Source organism: Dactylosporangium vinaceum (genome assembly GCF_019904175.1).
GTDB lineage: Bacteria > Actinomycetota > Actinomycetes > Mycobacteriales > Micromonosporaceae > Dactylosporangium > Dactylosporangium vinaceum.
Genome location: NZ_CP061913.1, coordinates 6401521 through 6416646 on the forward strand (window position 1 = coordinate 6401521; position 15126 = coordinate 6416646).

General features: G+C 75.3%; 14 protein-coding genes. 12 read left to right on the top strand and 2 right to left on the bottom strand.

The genetic code is table 11. The annotated features are described in order from the left end of the window. Positions 1 to 79 precede the first annotated feature (79 nt). From Dvina_RS28755 to Dvina_RS28810, 12 genes are all read left to right on the top strand, one after another. A complete protein-coding gene (locus Dvina_RS28755; protein ID WP_246655381.1) occupies positions 80 to 1756 on the top strand; it encodes a carbamoyltransferase family protein in 1677 nt (558 codons plus the stop codon). Further along, positions 1753 to 2640 (top strand): glycosyltransferase family 2 protein, encoded by an 888-nt coding sequence (locus Dvina_RS28760; protein WP_223092460.1) that lies wholly within the window; start codon positions 1753 to 1755, stop codon positions 2638 to 2640. The genes Dvina_RS28755 and Dvina_RS28760 overlap by 4 nt, the downstream gene beginning before the upstream one ends. Next, entirely contained in the window at positions 2637 to 4196 is a 1560-nt protein-coding gene (locus Dvina_RS28765; RefSeq protein WP_223092461.1) for an HAD-IIIA family hydrolase, read from the top strand. The genes Dvina_RS28760 and Dvina_RS28765 overlap by 4 nt, the downstream gene beginning before the upstream one ends. Continuing rightward, positions 4193 to 5152 carry a glycosyltransferase gene (locus Dvina_RS28770; protein WP_223092462.1) on the top strand — a complete coding sequence of 320 codons (960 nt, stop codon included), beginning with the start codon at positions 4193 to 4195 and terminating at the stop codon, positions 5150 to 5152. Before Dvina_RS28765 ends, Dvina_RS28770 begins: the two co-directional genes overlap by 4 nt. Next, positions 5137 to 6345: a glycosyltransferase gene (locus tag Dvina_RS28775; RefSeq protein WP_223092463.1), complete on the top strand. Its 1209-nt coding sequence runs from the start codon at positions 5137 to 5139 to the stop codon at positions 6343 to 6345. The genes Dvina_RS28770 and Dvina_RS28775 overlap by 16 nt, the downstream gene beginning before the upstream one ends. Then, the gene (locus tag Dvina_RS28780) at positions 6342 to 6926 is read left to right on the top strand and encodes a D-sedoheptulose-7-phosphate isomerase (RefSeq protein ID WP_223092464.1); all 585 of its coding nucleotides are present in this window, start codon (positions 6342 to 6344) and stop codon (positions 6924 to 6926) included. Before Dvina_RS28775 ends, Dvina_RS28780 begins: the two co-directional genes overlap by 4 nt. Beyond that, positions 6923 to 8326: a PfkB family carbohydrate kinase gene (locus tag Dvina_RS28785; RefSeq protein WP_223092465.1), complete on the top strand. Its 1404-nt coding sequence runs from the start codon at positions 6923 to 6925 to the stop codon at positions 8324 to 8326. Before Dvina_RS28780 ends, Dvina_RS28785 begins: the two co-directional genes overlap by 4 nt. Continuing rightward, the gene (locus Dvina_RS28790; protein WP_223092466.1) at positions 8323 to 9003 is read left to right on the top strand and encodes an SDR family oxidoreductase; all 681 of its coding nucleotides are present in this window, start codon (positions 8323 to 8325) and stop codon (positions 9001 to 9003) included. Before Dvina_RS28785 ends, Dvina_RS28790 begins: the two co-directional genes overlap by 4 nt. Next, positions 9000 to 9593, top strand: a complete 594-nt coding sequence (locus Dvina_RS28795; protein WP_223092467.1) for a hypothetical protein — start codon at positions 9000 to 9002, stop codon at positions 9591 to 9593. Before Dvina_RS28790 ends, Dvina_RS28795 begins: the two co-directional genes overlap by 4 nt. Further along, entirely contained in the window at positions 9590 to 10519 is a 930-nt protein-coding gene (locus Dvina_RS28800) for a glycosyltransferase family 9 protein (RefSeq protein WP_223092468.1), read from the top strand. The genes Dvina_RS28795 and Dvina_RS28800 overlap by 4 nt, the downstream gene beginning before the upstream one ends. 344 nt (positions 10520 to 10863) lie before the next feature. Next, on the top strand, positions 10864 to 11721 hold the full coding sequence (locus Dvina_RS28805; protein ID WP_223092469.1) for an alpha/beta fold hydrolase: 858 nt from the start codon (positions 10864 to 10866) through the stop codon (positions 11719 to 11721). An 84-nt stretch (positions 11722 to 11805) separates the two neighbouring features. Beyond that, the gene (locus Dvina_RS28810; protein ID WP_223092470.1) at positions 11806 to 12561 is read left to right on the top strand and encodes a hypothetical protein; all 756 of its coding nucleotides are present in this window, start codon (positions 11806 to 11808) and stop codon (positions 12559 to 12561) included. A gap of 213 nt (positions 12562 to 12774) precedes the next feature. On the opposite strand, the gene Dvina_RS28815 is transcribed toward Dvina_RS28810, so the two are convergent. Together Dvina_RS28815 and Dvina_RS28820 are read right to left on the bottom strand one after the other, a co-directional pair. Beyond that, positions 12775 to 13923 carry an RNA polymerase sigma factor gene (locus Dvina_RS28815; protein WP_223105769.1) on the bottom strand — a complete coding sequence of 383 codons (1149 nt, stop codon included), beginning with the start codon at positions 13921 to 13923 and terminating at the stop codon, positions 12775 to 12777. Positions 13924 to 14605: 682 nt separating this feature from the next. Continuing rightward, on the bottom strand, positions 14606 to 15013 hold the full coding sequence (locus Dvina_RS28820) for a YciI family protein (protein ID WP_223092471.1): 408 nt from the start codon (positions 15011 to 15013) through the stop codon (positions 14606 to 14608). Between the last annotated feature and the right edge of the window lie 113 nt (positions 15014 to 15126).

A 15126-nucleotide genomic window follows, 5' to 3' on the forward strand; every position in this document is an offset into this window, starting at 1 on the left:
GGGCGGTCAAACGGTTCTCGCGCAGAACCGTTCCCAATGTGCGAAATCGGTTCTCCGCGAGAACCGATTTGGTTGGGCGATGCGGGCCCGGGTAGGCAAGCCGGACATGAAGGTTCTCGGGGTCAACGCGATCTTTCACGACCCGGCGGCCGCGCTGGTGATCGACGGGCGGACGGTGGCCGCGGCCGAGGAGGAGCGGTTCAGCCGGCGCAAGCACGGCAAGCGGCCGGTGCCGTTCTCGGCGTGGGAGGTGCCGGAGCTCTCGGCGGCGTGGTGCCTGCGCGAGGCGGGGCTGCGGCCGGAGGACCTCGACGCGGTCGCGTACTCGTTCGACCCGGCCCTGTGCGGCGACCTCGCGGCGCTCGGAGTCGACGATCCGGCCGACGCGATGCGGGTCGACTACGCGCGGCGGGCCCCGCAGTTCCTGGCCGCGGCCCTGCCCGGGCTCGATCCGCAGCAGGTCCGGTTCGTGCCGCACCACGTCGCCCACGCCGCGTCCGCGGGGCTGGCCACCGGCGGCGACGGCGCGGTCCTCGTGCTTGACGGTCGCGGTGAGACGGCCAGCCACCTCGCCGGCGTCTACCGCGACGGCCAGCTGACAGCGCTCGCCGCCCAGCAGCTGCCGCACTCGCTGGGGCTGCTGTACGAGAACCTGACCCGGCACCTGGGCTTCCTGCACTCCAGCGACGAGTACAAGGTGATGGCGCTGGCCTCCTACGGGCGGCCCCGGTTCCTGGCCGAGCTGCGCGAGCTGATCTACGCGACGGGCGACGGCGGCTTCCGGGTCGAGCAGATCGACTGGCCCGCGCTCGCGAAGGCCCGCGCCTCCGATGCGGAGCTCACCGCCGACCACGCGGATCTGGCCTCCTCGGTGCAGGCGCGGCTCGAAGAAGTACAACTGGAGCTGGCGCATTGGCTTTTTGCCGCGGCCGGCGGGCCGACGATGCTCACGATGGCCGGTGGTGTGGCGCTGAACTGCGTGGCCAACGCGCGGATCGCAGCCGAGGGGCCGTTCGCGCGGGTGTGGGTGCAGCCCGCGGCCGGGGATGCCGGCACGGCGCTCGGTGCGGCACTGCACGTCGCGGGCACGGCCGGGGCGGTGGAGCCGATGCGCGGGGCCGATCTCGGGCGCGGGTGGAGCGACGAGGAGCTGGAGGCCGAGCTGCGGCGGGCGGCGCTGCCCTACAGCCGGCCGGCCGACATCGCCGCCGAGGCCGCGCAGGTGCTCGCGCGCGGCGGGATCGTCGCCTGGTTCCAGGGGCGCAGCGAGTACGGCCCGCGGGCGCTCGGGCACCGCTCGCTGCTCGGCCACCCGGGTGAGCGGCGGATGACGGCGCGGATGAACGACGTGAAGGGGCGTGAGCAGTTCCGCCCGATCGCGCCGATGGTGCGCGCGGAGCGGTTCGCGGACGTGTTCGAGGGGCAGTACCCGAGCCCGTACATGCTGTTCGTGCACCGGGTGAAGCCGGCCTGGGCCGATCGGATCCCGGCCGTCGTGCACGTCGACGGGACGGCGCGGGTGCAGACGGTACATCCGGACTCCGAACCGTTGGTGGCCAGAATGCTTGCCGAGTTCGAGGCGCGCACGGGACTGCCCGTGGTCGTCAACACGTCGCTCAACACCGCCGGACGGCCCATGGTCGACACTCCGCGTGAGGCGATGGAGCTCTTCGGCTCGGCCCCGGTCGACCTGCTGGCGCTCGGGCCGTTCGCGGTCCACCGGGCGACGGCGTTCGCGGAGGACGGCGCGCGGTGAGCGTCAGCATCGTCGTGCCGACGCTCGGCCGGTCGACGCTGCGCGCGCTGCTCGACGCGCTCGGGTCGCTGCCGCCGGAGGTCGAGCTGCTCGTCGTCGAGGACGAGGGGCGCCACGGCCCGGCCGCGGCCCGCAACCGGGGCTGGCGCTCGGCGAGCGGTGACTGGGTGGTGTTCCTCGACGACGACGTGGTGCCGGCCGCCGACTGGTACCGGCGGCTGCTGCACGACCTCGACGTCGCCGACGACGTCGGCGCGGTGCAGGGCCGCATCCGGGTGCCGCGGCCGCACGGGCGCCGCCCGACCGACTGGGAGCGGGCCACGATCGGCCTGGAGGACGGGGCCTGGCTCACCGCCGACATCGCCTACCGCCGCAAGGCGCTCGACGAGGTCGGCGGGTTCGACGAGCGGTTCCCGCGCGCGTTCCGCGAGGACGCGGAGCTGGCGTACCGGGTGCGGCGGGCCGGGTGGCGGCTGGTCCGCGGCGGGCGGACCGTCACCCATCCGGTGCGCCCGGAGAGCCGCTGGGTCAGCCTGCGCACGCAGCGCGGCAACGCCGACGACGCCCTGCTGCGCCGCCTCTACGGGCCGCGGTGGCGGAGGCTGCTGCAGATCCCGCCGGGCCGCCGGGGCCGGCACGCGCTCATCACCGCCGCGGCCGCGGGCGCGCTCGCCGCGGCCGCGCTGCCGGGGCGCCGGCGGTGGCTGTCCGCCGTGGCGCTGCTGGGGTGGGCGGCGGGCACGGCCGAGTTCGCCGCGGCCCGGATCGCCCCCGGCCCGCGCGACCCGGCCGAGGTGGCGACGATGGCCGTCACAAGCATCCTCATCCCCCCGCTGGCGGTGGGGCACTGGCTGGCCGGCGCGTGGAGGTGGCGGGCGGCATGAACGTGTTCGACGCCGTGCTGCTCGATCGCGACGGGACGCTGATCGAGGACGTGCCGTACAACGGCGATCCGGCCCTGGTCCGCCCGATGCCCGGCGCGCGGGCCGCCCTCGATCGGCTGCGCGCCACCGGCCTGCGCCTCGGGGTCGTCACCAACCAGTCCGGCCTGGCCCGGGGCCGGTTCGGCGCCGCGCAGCTGGAGCTGGTCAACGCCCGGGTCGAGGAGCTGCTCGGGCCGTTCGACACGTGGCAGGTCTGCCCGCACGACGACGCCGACGGCTGCCGGTGCCGCAAGCCCCGGCCGGGTCTCGTGCACGCCGCGGCGGCCGCGCTCGGCACCACGGCCGAGCGGTGCGTGCTCATCGGTGACATCGGCCGCGACATGGCCGCCGCGCTCGCCGCCGGGGCCACCGGCATCCTCGTCCCGACCGCGGTGACCCTCCCCGCGGAGGTGGCCGCGGCGCCCGCCGTCGCCCCGGACCTGACAAGCGCCGCCGACCTGATCCTGCGCCGCGACGAGCTGCACCCGACCGGCCCACACCGGGCCCACACCGCCGGCACCGTCCTGGTCGTGCGGCCCGACTCGGTCGGCGACGTGCTCGTCACCGGCCCGGCCATCCGCACTGTCGCGGCCGCCGCCGGGCGGGTCGTGCTGCTGTGCGGGCCGCGCGGGCGCGCCGCGGCCGAGCTGCTGCCCGGCGTCGACGAGATCGTCGAGTGGCCGCTGCCGTGGATCGACCCCGCACCGGACCCGGTCGACCCGGCCGCGACCGCCGCGCTCGTCGGCCGGCTGGCCGCGCTCGGCGCCGACGAGGCGGTCGTGTTCACGTCGTTCCACCAGTCACCGCTGCCGACCGCGCTGCTGCTGCGGCTGGCCGGGGTCGGGCGGATCAGCGCGATAAGCGACGACTACCCCGGCTCGCTGCTCGACGTGCGGCATCGCGTGCCGCCGGGGGTACCGGAGGCGGAGCGGGCGCTGTCCCTGGCCGCCGCGGCCGGGTTCCCGCCCCGGCCCGGCGCCGATCTGCGGCTGCGGATCCGGGAGGTGCCGGACGCGCCCGAGCGGGGGCCGTACGTCGTGGTGCACCCCGGCGCGTCGGTGCCCGCCCGGGCCTGCCCGCCCGGCGTGTCCGCGCGGATCGTCGCCGCGCTCGCCGCCGCCGGGCACCGCGTGCTGGTCACCGGGTCGACGGCCGAGAAGCAGCTCACGGCCGAGGTCGCCGGGTCCGCCGGCGTCGACCTCGGCGGCGCGTTCGGGCTGGCCGGCCTGGCCGGGCTGCTCGCCGCCGCGGACTGCGTCGTGGTCGGCAACACCGGCCCGGCCCACCTCGCCGCCGCCGTCGGCACGCCGGTCGTCAGCCTCTACGCGCCGACCGTCCCCTTCGGACAGTGGGCGCCCTACCGCGTCCCGCTCGTGCGCCTCGGCGACGCCGCCGCGCACTGCCGGGACAGCCGGGCCGCGGCCTGCCCCATTGGCGGCCACCCGTGCCTGGCCGGCGTCGACCCGGCCGCGGTCGTCGCCGCCGTGGAACTGCTCAGCGCCGGGAGGCCCGCGTGAACATCCTGCTGTGGCATGTCCACGGGTCCTGGACGACGGCGTTCGTGCAGGGCAAGCACCGCTACCTGCTGCCGGTCACCGACGACCGCGGGCCGTGGGGCCGGGGCCGCGCCCAGACCTGGGACTGGCCCGAGTCCGTGCGCGAGGTGCAGTTCGAGCGGCTGGCCCGCGAACAGATCGACCTCATCGTCCTGCAGCGCCCGGAGGAGCTGGAGCTGCTCTCGCTGTGGGCCCCGACGGCGAAGATCCCGAAGGTGTACCTCGAGCACAACACGCCGAAGGGTGACGTACCCGGCACCCGCCACCCCATGGCCGACCGCGACGACGTCGTCATCGTCCACGTCACCCACTTCAACGCGCTGTTCTGGGACTGCGGCGCCACGGCGACGACGGTCATCGAGCACGGCATCGTGGAGCCCGCGGCCCGCTACACCGGCGAGCTCGAACGCCTGGCCGTCGTCACCAACGAGCCGGTCCGCCGCGGCCGGGTCACCGGCACCGACCTCTTCGCCCGGTTCGCGGCCGCCGCGCCCCTCGACGTCTTCGGCATGGGCGTCGAGCATCTGCCCGCGCTGCCGGGCCTGGCGTCGATAGGTGTCTTCGCCGACCCGCCGCAGGCCGCGATGCACGCCGAACTCGCCCGCCGCCGCGCCTACCTGCACCTGTGCCGGTGGACGTCGCTGGGCCTGTCACTGATCGAGGCGATGGCCATCGGCGTGCCGGTCGTCGCCCTGGGCACCACCGAGGCCGTCGAGGCGGTACCGCCGGGCGCCGGGGTGCTGTCCACCAACGTCGCCACCCTGCTCGACGCGGCGCTCTGGCTCATCGAATCGCCCGAGGACGCCCGGCGTCTCGGGGCCGCCGGACGGGCCGCGGCCCGGCGCCGGTACGGCCTCGACCGCTTCCTGGCCGACTGGGACCAACTGCTGGAGGAATCGTTGTGCGCATCGCGCTGATTTCGGAACACGCGAGCCCCCTTGCCCCGCCCGGGACGCAGGACGCCGGCGGGCAGAACACCCACGTCCGCGAGCTGGCCACAGCCTTGGCCGCGACCGGCCACGACGTGCGGGTCTACACCCGCCGCGACGCCGCCCGGCAACCGTCCACAGTGGCGATGGGCGACGGCGTGTCGGTCGTGCACGTCCCGGTCGGCCCGGCCCGGGTCCTGGCGAAGGACGCCCTGCTGCCGTACATGGGCGACTTCGGCCGCTGGCTCGGCGCGCAGTGGGACACCGACCCGTGGGTGCCCGACGTCGTGCACGCGCACTTCTGGATGAGCGGGCTCGCCGCGCTCACCGCGGCCGGGTCGCGCCGCATCCCGGTGGTGCAGACGTTCCACGCCCTCGGCACCGTCAAACGCCGCCACCAGGGCGCCGCCGACACCAGCCCCCCGCAGCGCATCGGCTTCGAACGGCACATCGGCCGGCACGTCGACCGGGTCGTCGCCCAGTGCCGCGACGAGGCCCGCGAACTGACCCGGCTCGGCGTGCCGCGCAGCCGCCTCGCGCTGGTGCCCTCCGGCGTCGACCTCGACCGCTTCACCCCCGACGGCCCGGCCGTCACCCTGTCGCCGGCCCACCACCACATCGTCTCCGTGGGCCGGCTGGTGGAGCGCAAGGGATTCGCCGAACTGATTCGAGCCCTTCCGTTCGTACCGCGGGCCGCCTGCCACATCCTGGGAGGGCCGGGCGACGCCGAGGCGGCCCGCCTGCGCCACATCGCCGAGGAGTGCGGCGTCGCGGACCGGGTGCACCTGGAGGGCCAGGTCCCGGCCGACGCGATGCCGGCGTGGTACCGCGCCGCCGACGTCGTCGCCGCGGTCCCCTGGTACGAGCCGTTCGGCCTCACCCCGCTCGAGGCCATGGCCTGCGGCCGCCCGGTCGTCGCCACCGCCGTGGGCGGGCTGCTGGACACCGTCGTCGACAACGTCACCGGCGAGCTCGTCCCGGCCCGCGACCCGCACGCCCTCGGCCACGCGCTGCGCCGCCTGCTCGACGATCCGATGCGCCGCCTCGGGTACGCCTCGGCGGCCCTGGACCGGGCCCGGACCCGCTACTCGTGGCAGCGCACCGCCGCGCAGCTCTCGGCCCTCTACAGCACCGTCAGCGGTCTGGCGCTCGGTGCCCGCGCCGAGGCGGTGGCCGGATGAACCCGCTGCACACGCACCTGGCCGCGCTCGCGGCGGCGATCGGGCCGTTCGGGCAGGCGGCGGACCGGCTGGAGCGCTGGGGCGGGCACCTGGCCCGGGTGCTCGGCGACGGCGGGCGGCTGCTGGTGTGCGGCAACGGCGGCAGCGCGGCCCAGGCCCAGCACCTGGCGGCCGAGCTGACCGGGCGCCTGCGCGACGAGCGCATCCCGCTGTCCGCGATCGCGCTGTGCGCGGACTCGTCGGCGGTCACGGCGATCGCGAACGACTACGGGTACGAGGACGTCTTCGCCCGTCAGGTCCTCGCCCACGGCCGCTCCGGCGACGTGCTCCTCGCCATGTCGACGAGCGGGCGCAGCCCGAACGTCCTGGCCGCGGTGACGGCGGCCCGGGGTGCGGGCCTGCACACGTGGGCGCTGACCGGCCCGGGTCCGACCCCGCTGGGTGAGCTGTGCGACGAGACGGTCCGCTGCCCCGGCGACGGCCAGGTCGTGCAGGAGCTGCACCTCGTCGCCGCCCACGTCATCTGCGAACACGTCGACGCCCACCTGCGCCTGCGCGACGACCGGCTGGTCGCGTCGTGACCCGGCGGCTGGTCGTCGTCGGGGACACGCTGCTCGACCGCGACGTCGACGGTACCGCGCGGCGGGTCAGTCCGGACGCACCCGCACTGGTGCTCGACGAGGAGTCCACTGTGGACCGGCCCGGCGGTGCCGGGCTGGCCGCGGTGCTGGCGGCCGCCGACGGGCTCGAGGTGACGCTGGTGACGGCGCTCGCCGACGACGCCGGCGGGCTGCGGCTGGCCGCGCTGCTGGCCGAGGCGGGGGTACGGCTGCATGCGGTGAACCTGCCGGGCGCGACGCCGGAGAAGGTCCGGCTGCGCGCCCGTGGGCAGGTGCTGCTGCGGCTCGACCGGGGCGGCCGCGCGCCGGCCCCGCCCCAGGACCCCGAGCATCTCCACGCGCTGTTCTCCGGGGCCGACGCCATCCTGGTCAGCGACTACGGGCGCGGGCTGACCGGCCGGCCGGGGCTGCGGGCGGCGCTCGGCGCGACGGGCACGCCGATCGTCTGGGACCCGCATCCGCGCGGCGCGGCGCCGGTGGCCGGGGTCCGGCTGGCGACCCCGAACGAGGCCGAGGCCCGGCTGCTCAGCGACGACGCCGGCGGGGGCGGGCGGATCGCCGCCACGACCCGGGCCGGGCAGGAGCTGCGGCGGCGGTGGCGGGCCGGCGCGGTCGTCGTCACCACCGGTGCGGCCGGAGCCGTGCTGTGCCACGCCGGGCCGACCCCGCTCGTCGTGCCCACCCCGCAGGTGGCCGAGGGGGACACCTGCGGGGCCGGCGACCGGTTCGCCGCCGCGGCCGCCGCCGCCCTGGCCGACGGTGCACTGCCCTCGGAGGCGGTCGCGGCCGCCGTCGCCGCGGCCACCGCGTACGTCGCCCGCAGCGCGCAACCGGCCCACCCGGCCGGGCCCGGCGGCGGCCGGGGCACCGGTCCCGCCGGCGGGACCGCCGCCGCGCACGAGGTCGTCGCCCGCGTCCGCGCGGCCGGTGGCACCATCGTCGCCACCGGGGGCTGCTTCGACCTCCTGCACGCCGGGCACGTCGCCACCCTGGAGGCGGCCCGGGCCCTCGGCGACTGCCTGATCGTCTGCCTCAACTCCGACGCCGGCGTCCGCGCGCTGAAAGGCCCGGACCGGCCGGTCAACCACGAAACCGACCGCAAGCGCCTGCTGTCGGCCCTCGCCAGCGTCGACGCCGTCGTCGTGTTCGACGAGCCGACGCCCGAGGCGACGCTGTCCTGGCTGCGCCCCGACATCTGGGTCAAGGGCGGCGACTACGCCGACGGCGGCCCGGCCCTGCCCGAGGCCGAACTGGTCCGGCAGTGGGGCGGCCAGACCGTGATCGTGCCGTACCTCGACGGCCGCTCCACCACGAAGCTCATCTCCACCGCCCGCTCGTCATCGTCCGGAGGAACCGCATGAGTCGCGCAGTACTGGTCACCGGAGGCTCCAGCGGCCTCGGCGCCGCCATCGTCACCGCCGCGCTGCAGGCCGGCGACCGCCCCTACGTCATCGACCGCCAGCCCCCGGCCGGGGGTGTCCCCTGGGCCGAGTGCGACCTGGCCGACACCCGCGCCGCCGAGGCCGCCACCCGCAAGGCGATCGCGGACCTCGGCCGCCTCGACGCCGTCGTCACCGCGGCCGGCATGGACGTGCCCGGCCGCCTGGCCGACGTACCGGCCGAGGTCTGGGAGCGGGTCGTCACCGTCGACCTGCTGGCCACGGCCGCCGTCATCCGGGCCGCGCTGCCGACCCTGACCGAGTCGCACGGCAACGTGGTGACAATCGCCTCGACGCTCGGCGTCAAGGCGGTAAGCGACGCCACGGCCTACTGCGCGGCCAAGTTCGGCGTGGTCGGCTTCACCCGCGCCCTGGCCGCCGAGCTGGCCGGGCAGGTGGGCGTCACGCTCGTCATCCCCGGCGGCATGCGGACCCGCTTCTTCGACGACCGCGACGAGCAGTACAAGCCGGGCCCTGACGCGATCCTCAACGACCCGGCAAACGTGGCGGCGGCGGTCCTGTTCGCCGTGGGCCAGCCCCGTGGCAGCGCCGTGCGCGAACTCGTGGTCTGCGCGGAGCAGGAGACCTCCTACCCGTGACCCTCACCCGACCGGCCTCGCCCGCCGCCCCGACCCGCACCCGCACCGGCACCGGCACCGGCACGGGCACGGGCACGGGCACAACCGATCCTGCCGCCGTCGGCGCGGGCGCGGCTGGCCCCTACCGCGTTGCCGTCGGTGCGGCTGGTTCCTGCGGCGTCGGCGTCGGCATTCGCGCCGGCGGGGACGGTGCTCACGGCATCGGCATCGGTGTTGGCGCGGGCGTTGGCGCGGGCGCGGGCGGCGCGGACGCGGGCGCGGGCGCGGGCGCGGGCGCGGGCGCGGGCGGCGCGGACGCGGGCGCGGGCGGCGCGGACGCGGGCGCGGGCGGCGCGGACGCGGGCGGCGCGGACGCGGGCGGCGCGGACGCGGGCGTGAGTGTTGGCGCGGGCGCGGGCGTTGGCGGCGCGGACGCGGGCGTGAGCGTTGGCGCGGGCGTTGGCGCGGGCGTTGGCGTTGGCGCGGGCGTTGGCGTTGGCGCGGGCGTTGGTGCGGGCGCGGGCGCGAGTGTTGGCGCGGACGGGGCGGATTCGGCTCGCGCGGGCGGGCCCGTGGATGGCTGGGCGGGAACGGGGCGCTGGTTTCGGTGATTCTGGTGCTGCGGGCCTTGGGGGTCGGCGACCTGGCGACCGCGGTCCCGGCGCTACGCGGGGTGCGGCGGGCCTTTCCGGGTGAGCGGATCGTGCTCGCCGCTCCGGCGTGGCTGGGGCCGCTCGCCGAGCTGACCGGCGTGGTCGACGAGCTGCTGCCGTGCGGCGGGCTCGACGATCGGCTGCCGCAGCTGCATCCGGCGGTCGCGGTCAACCTGCACGGGCGCGGGCCGCAGTCGACCGAGCTGCTGCGGGCCACGCTCCCCCGGCGGCTGCTGAGCTTCGGCAGCGGGGGGCCGCAGTGGCGCTTCGAGGAGCACGAGGTGCTGCGGTGGTGCCGGATGCTGCGGTGGTCCGGGATCGCCTGTGACAGTGCCGACCTCGCCCTGGATATGCCCGGTACGCAGCGGCCGGGGGCCACGGTCCTGCACCCGGGCGCCAAGTCTGGTCTGCGCCGGTGGCCGCCGGAGCGGTTCGCCGCGACCGCGCGCGCCCTGGCCGCGGCCGGTCATGATGTCGTCGTCACCGGGTCGGCGGCCGAGGCCGAGGTCGCGCAGGCCGTCGCCGCGGACGCCGGGCTGCCGGGCACCGCCGTCCTGGCCGGCGCCACCGGGCTGCGCGAACTGGCCGGGCTCGTCGGCCACGCCCGGGTCCTGATCAGCGGCGACACCGGGATCGCCCATCTGGCCACGGCGTACGGCACGCCGTCGGTCGTCCTGTTCGGGCCGGTGCCGCCGCGGCTGTGGGGACCGCCGCCGGACCGGCCGCAGCACGTGGCGATCTGGCGCGGGCGTACGGCCGAGCCCGGGGACACTGCGAGTGACCATCCGCATCCGGCCCTGCTGGCCGTCGCCGTGGACGAGGTCGTGGCCGCCGCCGACCGGGTCGCCCGCCCGCGCTCGCCGCAGCAGATCTCGACGCGCTGAGCACGGCGAGTGACCGGCCGAGCCGCACGCCGGTCCTTGCCGCGAGACGTGGCGCTTGCGTCGATCGCGTGTGGTCTGCTGTCGGCCGGCGAGCACGGTGAGTTACCGGTCGGTGCGGCGATGTCAGCTGTTGACGTCGGTGTGACGGGGCTGGGGTGCTTGAGGCGTTGAGTCGGCGCTCTGGGTAGTTGGTGTGGCCACTGTGCGTGATCGGGTCCTTGTGGGTCGCGGGGACTGCTCGCAGTACAACCGCTGCGTTTGTCGCATTGTGAGCGGGCGGTTGCTGGGAGCATTGTCGTTCGCGAATGTGCCGAGGTGGGGGCGGTGGAACGTAGGATCGGGCAGTGGGGATCTTCGAGGCGAACGACGGCACCGTGCTGGCCTATCACCGGATGGGGGCCGGGCGGCCGCTGATCTGCGTGCCGGGCGGGCCGATGCAGGCGTCGGCGTACCTCGGGGACCTCGGTGGGCTCGCCATGAAGTGGCCGCTGCTCGCGCTCGATCTGCGCGGGACCGGTGACTCTGCGGAGCCGGCCGACCCCGGGACGTACCGGTGCGATCGGCAGGTGGACGACCTCGAGGCGCTGCGCGTGCACCTCGGGTTCGACACGCTCGACCTGCTCGCGCACTCCGGCGGGGCGACGATCGCCATGCTGTACGCGGCCCGCTACCCGAGGCGCGTCGGCCGGCTCGCGCTCGTCACGCCGACGCCGCGGCCGGTCGGCATCGATGTCACGAACGAGGACCGCCGGGCCGTGGCCGTGCTGCGCCAGGGTGAGCCGTGGTTCGCGGAGTCGTTCGCCTCGCTGGAGCGGATCTGGGCCGGGTCGGCGACCGACGAGGACTGGGTGGCGATCACCCCGTTCGTGTACGGCCGATGGGACGAAACTTCGCGGTCGCACGCCGAACGGGCCGAGGCGCTCACGAACCGGGCCGCGGCCGCGGTGTACTACAGCGACGACGCCTTCGACCCGGCGGCGGTCCGGGCCGGCCTGGCGCTGCTGACCGCGCCGGTGCTGGTGCTGGCCGGGGAGTACGACATTCAGCTGGGGCCGAAGCACGCTGCGCAGTACGCCGCGTTCTTCTCCTCGCCGCTCGCCCCACCGGCCGAGGTCGCGGTCCTGCCGGCCGCCGGTCACTTTCCGTGGCTGGACGACCCCGCGTCGTTCGTCGACCAGCTCATCCGGTGGCTGCACGGGTAAGGTCGCCGGCAACACGCCGAACCGGTCATCCGAAACGGGGTGTCCGGGGCTGAACCGCCGCACGGCTTCTGGCAAACTGCCCGAATGCAACGACCGGCGAATCGCTGGACCGTCGGCCCCCTGCCCTCTTCCGTCTACTGGCGCCGCCGTGCCATGGTGGCGGTCGTCGTCGTGGGCGCGGTCCTGCTCGTGTGGATCTTCGCCCGCAACAGCGGCGGCGACCACCCGACGACGGCCACCAGCGCGGCGGCGTCCGGGCAGGGCGGCGGCTCGACCGCGAACCCCGCCGCGGGCGCGACCGGCGGCCCGGGTGCCACCGGCGGCCTGGGTGCCACCGGCGGGCCCGGTGCGAGCAGCGACCCTTCGGCCACGCCGCAGATCGTCCCGGCCAGCCCGGACCCGACCGGCCAGCCGACCGCGCAGCGCAGTGCCCCGCCGGCGAACATCCCGCCGTGCACCGACGACCAGATCGCCGTGACCGTGACCGTGGTCCCCTCCCCCGGCCCGCTCGGCGGCACGTTCTCCTTCGACATCAACATCGCCAGCAAGGCCACCGACTGGTGTACCCGCGACCTGGGCTCCGGGGCGCAGGAGGTCCAGATCCTGCGGGCCGGTGCCCTGCTGTTCTCCTCGGACGACTGCAACACCGCGAAGAAGACGGATGTGCGGGCGTTCGCTGTCGGGGACGCGGTGACGTACCGGATCCAGTGGAGCAGTTACCGCGCGACGCCGCACGTCTGTGCGGTCGGCGCCACACCGGCGCCCGAGGGGACGTATCAGGTGGTGGCGCGGGTCGGCTCGAAGCTCAGCGCCGCTACCGACTTCGCCATCAAGCGCTGAACGCCTGCCTGCGCCCTGCTGCTGGACCCGTGACCCCGCTCGCCGGTCTCCGGTCAGGGGTCTGGCCCGCATGTTCATAGCCCGGGGCGACGGGCGTTCGCGGGCTGATCGAGCGTGTGACGCTCGGGCGCGGACGGCGGCGCTGGGGCGCGGACGCCGGCGCTCCGGTGTGGATACTGGCGCTCCGGCGCGGACGCCGGCGCTCCGGCGTGGTCAGGTGCGGAGGCGGGCGTTGAGTTTGGCGGCCTGGCGGGTCAGGTGGTCGCGTTCGGCCAGGTTGCCGGCCTTGCGGGCGGCTTCGGCGTAGAGGCGGGCGGCGGCCGGGAGGTCACCGGCGCGCTCGTGGAGGTATGCGGACGCGGCGGTGTGGCGGGGCAGGCCCGGGTCGAGGGTGTTGAGGGCGGCCAGGCCGGCTTGGGGACCGTCGGCCTCGCCTACGGCGACGGCGCGGTTGAGGCGGACGACCGGGCTGTTGTTGAGGTTGAGAAGCTCGTCGTACCACTCGACGATCTGGACCCAGTCCGTCTCGGCGGCGGAGGGGGCGTCGGCGTGCAGCGCGGCGATGGCGGCCTGGGCCTGGTACTCGCCGAGGCGGTCGCGGGACAGTGCGGCCTGCAGGATGGCGACGCCCTCGGCGATCGCCGTGGTGTCCCAGCGGGTGCGGTCCTGGTCGGCCAGGAGTACCAGGCTGCCGTCGGCGGTGATCCGGGCGGCTCGGCGGGCGTGGTGCAGCAGCATCAGGGCGAGGAGACCGGCCACTTCCGGGTGGTCGATGACGGCCGCGAGCTGGCGGGTGAGGCGGATGGCCTCGGCGGCGAGGTCGACGTCGCCGGAGTACCCCTCGTTGAACACCAGATACAACACGCGCAGCACGGTGGCGACGTCGCCCGGCTGGTCGAGGCGGACACCGGAGACCGTGCGCTTGGCCCGGCTGATGCGCTGGGCCATCGTGGCCTCGGGGACCAGGTACGCCTCCGCTATCTGCCGGGTGGTCAGCCCGCCGACCGCGCGCAGGGTGAGAGCGACGGCTGACGAGGGCGTCAGGGCGGGGTGGGCGCACAGGAAGTACAACTGCAGCGTTTCGTCGTTCGTCGTGACCGGGCCCATGGGCGGCTCCGACTCGACCGTGTCCTCGCGGCGTCGGCGGGCGGCGTCGGCTCGGGCCGCGTCGAGGAACTTGCGCCAGGCCACGGTGATGAGCCAGCCCTTCGGCTCCCGTGGCGGGTCGGCGGGCCAGACCCGCACCGCCTCGACAAGCGCATCCTGGACGGCGTCCTCGGCCGCCGCGAAGTCGGCTCCGCGGCGGACGAGGACTGCGAGCACGCTCGGGACGAGGCTGCGGAGCAGCGCGGCGTCGTACATCGTCTCGGTCACTCCGTGATAGTCGTCGGCCCGAACTGCAGTCCATGACAGTCGTCAACGGTGATGACCGTCAACGTTGACTGCCAGCCGCTTCCGTTGCCGACTCCCCCACCGCTGTGTCCGCCGGGGGAGTCGTCGGCGTCGGCCGGTAGCCGAGGACCTCCACGGTGTCAGTGGGCCGGGACGACGGCACATTGACCTGCCAAGTTACCTGTCGGTGATGCACGCCCGGGCGGCACCGCCATCCATTTGCCCGTTCCGCAGCAACGCCGATCCCGCCGCCCGACCGGCAGCACCGATCCCCGGCCCACCCGACCGGCCGCAGCGCCGATCCCCGGCCCACCCGACCGGCCGCAGCGCCGATCCCATCAGCCGGTCGACGTGGACGGTGGTCGGTGACAGTTGTCGACGTGGACGGTCGTCCGTGATGGTTGTCGACATCGTCGGTGACGGTGGTCGGCGTTGACTGGGCGGTGGGACTGGCGGGCCCGGTGACGGGTGCAAGAGGTCGGAAGCGGGTGCAAGAGATCGAGTGGTGGGTGCTGCAGATCGGGTGGTGGGTGCTGCAGATCGGATGGTGGTGCTGGAGATCGGGTGGTGCCAAGAATCGGGTGAATGCTGGAGGTCGAGTGGTGGGTGCTCGACCTCCGATGGTGGGTGGTGACGGGGCGGTGGTGGTGGGTCAGTCGGTGACGGTGGGGGGTTCGGCCAGGAAGGGGCGCAGTTCCAGCCACTCGTGGATCGGCTTGCCGCCGGCGCCGGGGGCGGCGGAGAGTTCGGCGGCCACCTCGACGGCGCGGTCGTAGGAGTCCACGTCGACGATCATCCAGCCGGCGATCAGGTCCTTGGTCTCGGCGAACGGGCCGTCGGTCACCGGCGGGCGGCCCTCGCCGTCGTAGCGGACCCAGGTTCCCTCCGGCGCCAGAGCCTGGCCGTCCACGAACTCGCCCGTGCTCTCCAGGCGGGCCGCCCAGTCCCTCATGAACTGGATGTGCGTCGTGATCTCGTCCGGCGTCCACTTGTCCATCGGCACGTCGTTGACCCCCGCCGGCGCGCCGCGGTAGTGCTTCAGCAGCAGGTACTTCGCCATCGTCGACTCTCCTCGAAGCCTCGGTGACCCCGTGTCAGGTCACTCTCGCCGCGGGGACGGGGCCGCCGACGGGTTCTCGACATTCTGCCCGATGTGAGCTGGGTCACCGTGTT